The 9,974-nt window shown below is 65.9% G+C and carries 8 protein-coding genes; 7 read left to right on the top strand and 1 reads right to left on the bottom strand.

What is annotated here, in order from left to right; all coding sequences use genetic code 11:
* The first annotated feature begins 151 nt into the window (after nt 1–151).
* Entirely contained in the window at nt 152–967 is an 816-nt protein-coding gene (tsf, locus tag ACRDUX_RS26915) for a translation elongation factor Ts (protein WP_526418254.1), read from the top strand.
* Between the two features lie 153 nt (nt 968–1,120).
* Entirely contained in the window at nt 1,121–2,539 is a 1,419-nt protein-coding gene (locus ACRDUX_RS26920; protein WP_526418255.1) for an amidase, read from the top strand.
* Here the strand turns inward: ACRDUX_RS26920 and ACRDUX_RS26925 are convergent.
* On the bottom strand, nt 2,536–3,714 hold the full coding sequence (locus ACRDUX_RS26925; RefSeq protein WP_526418257.1) for an alpha/beta fold hydrolase: 1,179 nt from the start codon (nt 3,712–3,714) through the stop codon (nt 2,536–2,538). The two genes, ACRDUX_RS26920 and ACRDUX_RS26925, sit on opposite strands and share 4 nt — an antisense overlap.
* A gap of 206 nt (nt 3,715–3,920) precedes the next feature.
* Between ACRDUX_RS26925 and ACRDUX_RS26930 the strand changes: the two genes are divergently transcribed.
* The 5 genes from ACRDUX_RS26930 to ACRDUX_RS26950 form a co-directional block, all read left to right on the top strand.
* Nucleotides 3,921–5,093, top strand: coding sequence for an ABC transporter permease (locus ACRDUX_RS26930; protein WP_526418267.1), 1,173 nt, complete (start codon nt 3,921–3,923; stop codon nt 5,091–5,093).
* A gap of 66 nt (nt 5,094–5,159) precedes the next feature.
* On the top strand, nt 5,160–5,726 hold the full coding sequence (locus ACRDUX_RS26935) for an FtsX-like permease family protein (RefSeq protein WP_526418259.1): 567 nt from the start codon (nt 5,160–5,162) through the stop codon (nt 5,724–5,726).
* Nucleotides 5,727–5,729: 3 nt separating this feature from the next.
* On the top strand, nt 5,730–6,476 hold the full coding sequence (locus ACRDUX_RS26940) for an ABC transporter ATP-binding protein (protein ID WP_526418261.1): 747 nt from the start codon (nt 5,730–5,732) through the stop codon (nt 6,474–6,476).
* A 42-nt stretch (nt 6,477–6,518) separates the two neighbouring features.
* Complete coding sequence (locus ACRDUX_RS26945; RefSeq protein ID WP_526418263.1) at nt 6,519–8,036, top strand: amino acid permease; 1,518 nt, start codon at nt 6,519–6,521, stop codon at nt 8,034–8,036.
* 3 nt (nt 8,037–8,039) lie between these two features.
* A partial coding sequence (locus tag ACRDUX_RS26950) for a primary-amine oxidase (protein ID WP_526418265.1) occupies nt 8,040–9,974 on the top strand: 1,935 nt, incomplete at its 3' end.

Consider the following 9,974-nt stretch of genomic DNA (forward strand, 5'->3'; position numbering starts at 1 on the left):
GCCCGAGTGGGAGCAGGAACTGCTCGCCACCGCGACGGCACCGGCGGCTGCTCCCGCCGAAGCGGGGGCCGTTGCCACCGCGACGGCACCGGCGGCTGCTCCCGCCGAAGCGGGAGCCGTTGCCACCGAGACGACCACCACGGAGGCCTAGATGGCGAACTACACCGCTGCCGACGTCAAGCGACTTCGGGAGCTGACCGGCTCCGGCATGCTCGACTGCAAGAACGCCCTGGTCGAGGCCGATGGCGACTTCGAGCGGGCTGTCGAGGTGCTGCGGATCAAGGGCGCCAAGGACGTCGGCAAGCGTGCCGAGCGTGCGACGGCCGAGGGTCTGGTCGCAGCCAAGGGCGGCGCGCTCATCGAGCTGAACTCGGAGACGGACTTCGTCGCGAAGAACGAGGAGTTCCAGTCGGTGGCCGCGCAGGTCGTGGCGGCCGCTGCCGAGTCCAAGGCGTCCGACGTCGACGAGCTGAAGGCGGCCCGCGTCGGTGACAAGACCGTCGAGCAGGTCATCGCGGACCTGTCCGCCAAGATCGGCGAGAAGCTCGAGCTGCGCCGTGCCGTGTACTTCGACGGGACCGTCGAGGTGTACCTGCACAAGCGGTCGTCGGATCTGCCGCCTGCCGTCGGTGTTCTCGTCGAGTACACCGGAGGCAATGCGGAGGTCGCGCACACCGTGGCTCTGCAGGTTGCGTCGATGAAGGCGAAGTACCTGACCCGCGATGACGTACCCGCCGATGCCGTTGCCAACGAGCGCCGCATCGCCGAGGAGACGGCCCGCGAAGAAGGTAAGCCCGAGCAGGCGCTGTCGAAGATCATCGAGGGTCGCCTCACCGGCTACTTCAAGGACGTCGTCCTGTTGGACCAGCAGGCCATCTCCGACGACAAGAAGACCGTCAAGGCGGTCATCGACGACGCCGGACTGACCGTGACCCGGTTCGTCCGCTTCGAGGTCGGTCGCGCCTAGCGCTGCAAGAAACTTGAGCGACACACCACGTCGTTCATCAGGAGACCCCGCGTCCCCACCGGTGATCCCGGTCGGCGCGGGGTTTCTTCTCGTTCGGGGGTAGTCCACGACCCACCACGCGTTATTGCACACGTGTGTTGCTAGCGTCGGCGCATGACCTACGTTTCCGCGTTCGACGACGACGCACTTGGCGAGCTCGACGCGACGGGCGTCGTGGAGGCCCTCGCCTCGGGAGCGGTATCCAGGTTGGACGTCGCCGAGGCGGCCATCGCGCGCACCCAGAAGGTCAACCCGCAGCTGAACGGGCTCGCCTACGAGGCGTTCGACGCGGCCCGCGCCCGCGCATCGGCGAAGACGCCCTACGGCGGCTACTTCGACGGCGTGCCGACCTTCGTCAAGGACAACGTCGCGGTGGCGGGCATGCCGACGATGGAGGGCGCCGACGCGTGGCAGCCCCGACCCGAGCGTGCGAACGGCGACTTCGCCCGCGCCTACCTGTCCACCGGACTCGTCGCGCTTGGCAAGACGCAGTTGTCCGAGTTCGGTTTCAGCGCCGTTGCCGAACACCCCCGGCTGGGTGCCGTGCGCAATCCCTGGAACACCGACTACACCGCAGGAGCGTCGTCGTCCGGGTCGGGCGCTTTCGTGGCGGCCGGCGTGGTGCCGATCGCCCACGCCAACGACGGCGGCGGGTCGATCCGGATCCCGGCGTCGTGCAACGGCCTGGTGGGCCTCAAACCGACGCGTGGTCGACTGCCCCTGGACAAGAACATGCGCGAGATGCCGATCCGAATCGTGGCGAACGGGGTGCTGACTCGTTCGGTGCGGGACACGGCGGCCTTCTACCGTGAGGTCGAAAAGGTATGGCGCAGCCCGAAACTCCCATTGATCGGTGACGTCACACGACCTGGACGGGACCGCCTGCGGGTCGCGGTGTTCACCAGGTCGGTCAAGCGCGAGTGCAGTCCGGAGATCCGCGGCCACACACTCGCCACCGCCGAGCTGCTCGAAGGTTTGGGACACCGCGTCGAGTATCTCGACGAACCGCCCGTTCCGCAGTCCTTCATCGACGACTTCCTTCTCTACTGGGGCTTGCTGGCGTTCGCGCTGGTGCGTGGGGGACAGGGCCGCTTCGGCGAGTCCTTCGACCGCGGGCGGCTGGACAACCTCACCCTCGGTCTGGAGAGGCTCGCCAGCCGAAATCTGCACCGGCTGCCGCTGGCGATCGTCCGGCTCTCCACCCTGCGCCTGCGGACGTTGAAGTCGATACGCGACTACGACGTACTGCTCACCCCGACACTTGCGGACGCTCCGCCCCTCGTGGGACACGTCGACCCCACGGCCGACTATGACCAGATCATCGAGAAACTCGTGGACTGGGTGGCCTTCACACCCCTGCAGAACGTCACGGGTGACCCCGCAATCTCGTTGCCGCTCGCCGAGTCCGTGAACGGCCTACCGATCGGCGTGATGCTCAGCGCCCGGCTGGGCCGCGAGGCGACGCTACTGGAACTCGCCTACGAGCTCGAAGAGGCCAGCCCGTTCCGCCGACTCCGAAGCGGCGGCCGCTAATCATCGAACGTCGGCAGTGGCAGGGTGGCCGCGCATCCGGCGTCGTAACCGGTTGGGTCGTCGAGGAAGTCGACGAGGATCTGCTGCGCGCACGGGGACCGGCTGAGCACGTCGTGGCCGCTACCCGCGATGCGGACGACGCGCCCGTTGGGGAGGCCCTCGGCCGCCAGATCGGCCTGGCTTGGTGGGGTGACCGCGTCCAGCGTGCCGGCGAGCAACAGCGCGGGCACGTCGCTGTGCACCGTTTCGTGCACGGCTGCATCGGCGCGCCCGACGTTCCACGCGGCGCACTCGTCCACCAGTTGGGGCGCCTGCGGTGGCAGTGAGAGCACCTCGGACGGGAGCCGCGGAAGGACGCGCCGTGCCGCGGCGAGGATCGAAGCCGTGTCGGTGAACGCCACGGACTCCCGGCAGAACACGCCATAGGTCAGGCCGTAGCCCACCAGATCGGGCGGACTGAGGGATCCGAGCAACAGCGCCGCGGCCGGGGCGGGATCTCCGGTGGCGATCGCGTGAATCACCTTGGGGAGCGACGGAATCAGTGATGTGTTCAGGGTGGCCGAGACCACCAGGCCGAGTGCGGTGCGGAGATCGGCGATGTCCGAGGCATTTTCACTCGTATCGAACGACGCCAGGTCGTTGCCGTCGCCCACCAGCCGGGCATGGCAGGCCCGCACGGCGGCGAGATCCTTCTCTGCGGTACTGGGCGCCATGATCGACATTCCCGTGGCTGCGGCGACGAACTCGTCGATCTCGGGGCACGTCAGCGCGGGTTGTGCGTGCAACGTACCGCGTTGGTCGATGAGGATGACATCGCGGTCGCGGTTGATGCCCGCCGCTACCAACGTGTTTCCCAGCGGCAGGCCGGGGCCGCCAGGACCGCCGGCCACGTACAGCATCGGGTCTGGTTTCGGGTTCGCCGACGTGGCCCTGGCACGGGCCACCGCGATCTTGATGGTGCGACCGTCAGGTCGGGCCCGGTCCTCCGGCACCACCAGGAATCCGCAGGAGAATTCTGGCCCGAGGTCGAGGCTCGGCACGCCGCGCAGGTTCGGCACGGGGCACGGCGCGGACTCGAAGGCAGCCGTCTTCGGTTCGGGCTCGGGCGTGGGCGGTTCTGTGCACCCCGCGGCGAGCAGGGCAATGACGCCGAGTGCGGCGCCGAGAGTTCGCATCTGGCTGACTGTAGGGACGACCCGGTGATTCCGTGGCGCTTCGCAGGTGCCGCCAGAGGCGCGCGCTCGAGGACGATGTCGACACTCCGACACAATCTCGACGACGGAATCCGTTGTCCGTGTGACACAGCGCCGTAACCCCACTTAGGTCGAGTTAACGCGCCGGACATCACTAGTAGCCACCGAAGAAACACGACGGGCCGAACATCCCTGCTGTGGAGTCCACTGCACCCACGACCGTTCGATCACCGGCGATCGCCACCGCGTCGGGCAATACCTTCGGGTATCTCGTCCGCTTCGCGTTGGCGAACATTCGCCGCAGGCCCGAACGGTTTGTGCTGTCCGTCCTTGGCATCGCGTTGGCGATAGCGTGCGTCGCCGTCGTCCGCACCATCTCGTCGAGCTTCGCCATCACCGGCGCCGACTCGGTGACCGACGTACTTGGAGGCGCTGAACTGTGGGCGGTACCTGCCGCCGGTGTGCACTTCGACCCGGATGCTCAGGCGCTGGTAGCCGATGGCCCTGCACCCGAGCTGGCGCTTCCCGCAGGTTGGCGGGGCACCCACACGCTCTCCGGTGTCACGACGATCGACCGTAACGCGGTGTCGCTGCGCGGCAATGACGAGATTCCCTCCGGCCAAGCAGTTTTCGGATCCGCGTTGGCCGACCGTCTCAACGTGACTGCAGGCGACCGGGTGGAGATCGGCGGTGAGAGTCTCGCCGTCGGCATCTCGGGCGGCGGCCAATCCGCCGCCGTCGCCACCGGACTGGCCCGGTCGGTCGTCGGCGAGAAGGGGTGGTGGACGGTCTTCGCCCCGGCAGGTCAGGAAAAGGACCGCAACCTAGCGCAGACCTTTGGCGCCGCGACGGGTCTGCCGTCGACTTCGGATCCTGCGGTGATGCCCGATGCCGCGGGTGCGGGTCTGATCTACGACACCGTCGGCGGTAACGGGCCACTGACCTTCGAGCAGAAGTTCTCGGCCCTGTTCTCGGGCAAGGTGACCAGCTCGACGCTCGGTTTGATCTCGACGATCGGACTCGGCCTCGGCTTCGTCATCGCCGTGTCCTCATTCCTGGCGGCAGTGCAGGAACGCAAGCGCGAATTCGGCATCATGTCCAGCATCGGCTTGGCCGACGAGGTGCTCTACTTCTTCCTCGTCGAGTCGGCGATCGTCTTCGTCGTCGCCTACGTGATCGGCATCGCTGGTGCGGGAATCGCCGTGGCACTGGTGATTCCGGGTATCGCCACACCGATGGCGTGGCTGCAGGCATCGGCGATGGTCGCCGCGTTCCTGCCTGCCATGGCGATTGTGGGCGCGCTGGTTCCCGTGCACCGGTTGTTGCAGCAACGTCCAGTCGACTTGTTGGGAGATCGGTAATCATGCCCAGGGCGAGCGAAGCGACGGGGGAATCATGCCCAGGGCGAGCGAAGCGACGGGGGAATCATGCTGAGTAAGGGCTTGGCCTACGGTTGGCTTGCCGCGCGGCGGCGCATCGGCGAGATGATCCTGCCCGTCGTCACCACGGCCACCGGCGCATTCCTCGTCGTCCTGGTGTTCGGGATGTCCGACGGAATCCGCGCCCAGTCCGCGTCGCTGGGACATGCCGACGAGATCGGCCGCGCGGTCGTGCTGATCGCCGTGATGGTGCTGTTGGTCGGAGTCGTCGAGGTGGCCGTCGCGACCACTCGGACGGTCGCACATCGCACCAAGGAACTCGGCGTCCTCGGCGCCAACGGCGTGCCCCGCACTCCGGTGGTGGCCGCACTGCTCGTCGAACCCGTTGTCTCCGCCGTGCTCGGCGCGATCGTCGGCGCTGCCCTGGCCGCCGCCGTCGCACTCCTGCTCGGCGCAACGGGTTTCGTTCCCACCGGGGTCGCCGTCGGCGGACTCCTTCTCGGCGGCGGGATAGCCGTCGTCGTCAGCATCGTCGCCGCGTTGGCGACGAGCATCTTGCCCACGTGGACCGCAGCGTCGCGGCCCCCGATCCGTTCGCTCTCCGCGGGAGGCTGATTCATGACGGTCATCAAAGACACCGACGAAACCACCGTCGTCGCCACGGCCGAGGCGCCAGATGCCGAGACCAAGGTGGCGCCGGTCATCGAAGTATCCGACGTCTGGAAGCTGCACAAGCTGGGCGACGAGGTCGTCAAGGCGCTCGTCGCCGCCGAACTCTCGGTGATGCCAGGCGAATTCGTCTGCCTGATGGGCCCAAGCAGCAGCGGCAAGTCCACGCTGCTCAACATCATCGGCGGGCTGGACCGACCGACCAAGGGGACGGTGAAGGTCGCAGGCAAGGTCACCGGGCAGCTCACGGAGAGCCAGTTCGCCGCGCTGCGCCACGACACCATCGGCTTCATCTTCCAGAGTTACAACCTGATCCCGTTCCTGTCCGCGGTCGAGAACGTCGAGCTACCGCTGATGTTCGAGCCGTATGACCGGAAGTCGTTGCGCAAGCGCGCCACCGAACTCCTCGAGTTGGTGGGGCTGAGCCACCGCATCAACCATCAGCCCACCAAGATGTCCGGTGGTGAACAGCAGCGCACCGCCATCGCGCGCTCGCTGATCAGCAACCCGACGCTCGTCCTCGCCGACGAGCCGACGGCGAATCTGGATCACAAGACGGGCGAGACGGTCGTGCGAATGCTGCGCGACCTGTGCTCGACCATCGGCGTCACCGTTGTCGCCAGCACCCACGACCCGATTGTCGCCGATGAGGCAAGCCGCGTCGTACGGATGAAAGACGGACAGATCGTCAACTGACCCGGTCCCCGAGTGGGATTCGATCCGATTGGGAGAAAAGCAATGACACAAGAGATGGAAGCGACGCGGCCGTCCGACCGCGACGCGCTGTTGACGACCGAGCTCGTCCCCGAACAGATCCTGCCCAAGGTGATGAGTACGTTCGGCCTCACCGCGGCATACGTCTTCATCATCTGCTGGGTGACAGGTTCGTCGGTGATGGCCGCAGGCGGGTGGACGGCGATCCCGATGTGGGTTCTCGGCATCCTCACCTTCCTGATCCCCGCAGGTATGGCCGTGGTGGAACTCGGCAACCTGTGGCCGGGCCAGGGCGGCGTGTACATCTGGGCCACCCGAACCATGGGTGAGACGTGGGGTTTCATCGGCGGCTATCTGTCCTGGGTCCCGGTGATCCTGAACGCCGCATCCTCGCCGGCGGTCGTTCTGCAGTTCCTTCTCCTGGCCTTCCACACGGAACTTGGATTGACGACGAGCATCATCCTGCAGTTGGTGATCCTGTGGACGGTGGTGGGGCTGGCGCTGGCGAAACTCGCTGCCAATCAACGCATCATGAACATCGTCTTCGTGGTCTACGGCGTCCTGACACTGGTGATCTTCATCTGCGGAGTCCTCTTCGCCACCAAGCACGGTTCGGCCACCCCGTTCAACATGCACGAGGCGACGGTGCCCAACTTCGCCGTCGCGGGATTCCTCTACGGGACCGTGCTGCTGTACCTGCTCGGCGTCGAGACCCCGTACAACATGGGCGCGGAGTTCCTGTCGGTGCGCAAGAGCGGACCGAAGATGATCCTGTGGGGTTCGACGGCCTTGGTGGCCATCTACCTGTTGACCACGCTCGGCACGATGATGGCTCTTCCCGGCGACCAGATCGATCCGGTGACCGGTGTCATCGGCGCCCTCGGTGTCTCGGGTTTCCCAGGGTTGATGGAAATCTGCGCGGTCGTGCTGGCTGGCATCATCATCGTGGCACTCATGACCTACCAGGTCGCCTATTCGCGACTCATCTTCGTCTCCGGCTTGGAGCGTCACCTGCCGCGGGTGTTCACGCACCTCAATCCGCGCACTCGAAACCCGGTGACCGCCATCCTGATCCAGGGTGTGCTGTCGTCGCTGATCCTGGTGGGGCTGTACTCGCAGAGCAGCATGGCGAACGTCACCATCTACCTGCAGGGCGGGCTGAGCACGGTGTGGCTGCTGTCGGGATTCTTCTTCCTGATTCCGGTCATCGTCGCGCGGAAGAAGTACGCCGATCGCTATGCCAGCGAGAAGTTCTGGCGCATCCCCGGCGGCATGGTCGGCGTGTGGATCGTCGTCGTCGTCGGCACGCTCGGCACCATCGGCGGCGTCTACTACTCGTTCGTGACCCCGTGGATCGACGTCCCGCAGAGCACCTGGATGACGTGGGTCGGCGGGATCAGCGTGGGCATGTTCGCCCTCGGTCTGGTCGTATTCGTCTTCGGCCGCCGATCGGCGCACAAGGTAAGCAAGGAAGACTCGCTGGCACATCTGGCGGTCTTCGAGACCAAGAAGTCTGAAACCACGACCCCTGAGGGAGCCTGAACGATGACCCTGGACAGCACCACGCTCCGCGCGGACGCTACCGAGGACAAGACCAACTACCCGCTCGATCCGCTCTCGGGCGCCGAGATCCAGTCGGCGGCCTCGATCATCATGGAATCCGAATATTCGTCGGCGACATTGAAGTTCGTGATGATTCAGCTGGCTGAGCCGGCAAAGACCGCGGCGCTGAAGTTCGACGGCCTCGAAGTGCCACGCTGCGCGTTCGCCACCATGTACGACGGTGCCGCCAAGATGATCTACGAGGCCGTCGTCGACCTCGGCGCGAGGGTCATCGATTCGTGGAAGTCGATTCCCGGCCGCTTCCCCTCCTATCTGGTCGAGCACATGACGGGGGTGGAGGACAAGGTTCGCGAGGACCCGCGGTGGCAGGAGGCGATGCGCAAGCGTGGCATCACCGACTTCGACCTGGCGATGATCGACCCTTGGCCCGCAGGCTATTACGGGCAGGGTGACCACTACGACAACTCCCCGCTGATCTGCCGGCCGCTGACATTCATGCGGGCGGCGCCGTCGGAGCACGGCTATGCGCGCCCGGTGGAGGGTTTGATCGTCACGTTCGACCTCGACAACATGGAGATCGTCGACATCGAGGACTACGGCGTGGTCCCCATGCCGCCGACCGCGGGCAACTACGACGAGCGGTTCATGTTCGACCCGAACAACCGCCCGGCATTCAGCGAGTTCCGCTCGGACGTCAAGCCGATCGAGATCACTCAGCCCGACGGTCCGAGCTTCACCGTCGACGGCTGGCACGTCACGTGGCAGAAGTGGTCCCTACGCATCGGCTTCAACCCGCGTGAGGGCATCACGCTGCACGAGGTCACCTACACCGACCGCGGCGAGACCAGGCCCATCATATATCGCGGGTCTCTGTCGGAGATGGTGGTGCCCTACGGTGACACGTCGCCGACCCACTGGAACAAGAACGTCTTCGACATGGGCGAGGTGGGAATGGGCTTCTCGGCCAACCCGCTGACGCTCGGCTGCGACTGTCTCGGCGAAATCCACTACTTCGACGGCACGGTCAATGACTCCGACGGCAACGCGGTGACCATCCCGAACGCCATCTGCATGCACGAGGAGGACTACGGAATCTCCTGGAAGCACACTGACTTTCGCACTCAAGAAGTCGAAGTGCGCCGTTCGCGGCGGTTGGTCATCTCGATGATCTGCACGGTCGGCAACTACGAGTACGGATTCTTCTGGTACTTCTACAACGACGCCTCCATCGAGGTCGAGGTCAAGCTGTCCGGCGTGCTGACCACGGGCTCCATCCCCGAGGGGGAGCTGCCGCGGTGGGGCAAGCTCGTCGCCCCCGGTGTCTACGGGCCGAATCACCAGCACTTCTTCAACTTCCGGCTCGACATGAGCGTCGATGGGGCGGGAAACAGTGTCTACGAGGTCGATTCGATTCCCGAGCCCGACCCCGCGCTGAACCCGCATCACAACGCCTGGATCACCCGGGACACGTTGGTGGCGTCCGAGGCCGAGGGCGCCCGCGACTGGGATTGGAAGACGGGCCGGTACTGGAAGATCACCAACCCGTCGAAGCGCAATGAGCTCGGTGCCCCGGTGGCCTACAAGTTGGTGCCGAAGGAGATCGTGCCCGTGATGGTGCAGGAGGGTTCCTACATCTACGACCGGGCACGGTTCGTGCAGCACAACCTCTGGGTCACCAAGTACGACGAGGCGGAGAAGTTCGCGGCAGGCGACTACATGTACCAGTCAGCGGATGCGCAAGGCCTGCCGGAGTTCATCGCCGACGACGCGCCGCTGGAGGATACCGACGTCGTGCTCTGGTACACCCTTGGCGCCCACCACGTGGTGCGTCCGGAGGACTGGCCCGTAATGCCTTGTGCCTACACCGGATTCCACCTCAAGCCGATTGGCTTCTTCGACGGCAACCCGGCACTGGAC

This window comes from Mycobacterium sp. (genome assembly GCF_050701675.1).
Lineage (GTDB): Bacteria > Actinomycetota > Actinomycetes > Mycobacteriales > Mycobacteriaceae > Mycobacterium.

Bases quoted from the DNA above. Each gene is read 5' to 3' on its own strand.
- ACRDUX_RS26925 (WP_526418257.1), bottom strand. From the start codon at position 3,714: ATGCGAACTCTCGGCGCCGCACTCGGCGTCATTGCCCTGCTCGCCGCG.
- tsf (WP_526418254.1), top strand. From the start codon at position 152: ATGGCGAACTACACCGCTGCCGACGTCAAGCGACTTCGGGAGCTGACC.
- ACRDUX_RS26935 (WP_526418259.1), top strand. From the start codon at position 5,160: ATGCTGAGTAAGGGCTTGGCCTACGGTTGGCTTGCCGCGCGGCGGCGC.
- ACRDUX_RS26940 (WP_526418261.1), top strand. From the start codon at position 5,730: ATGACGGTCATCAAAGACACCGACGAAACCACCGTCGTCGCCACGGCC.
- ACRDUX_RS26920 (WP_526418255.1), top strand. From the start codon at position 1,121: ATGACCTACGTTTCCGCGTTCGACGACGACGCACTTGGCGAGCTCGAC.
- ACRDUX_RS26945 (WP_526418263.1), top strand. From the start codon at position 6,519: ATGACACAAGAGATGGAAGCGACGCGGCCGTCCGACCGCGACGCGCTG.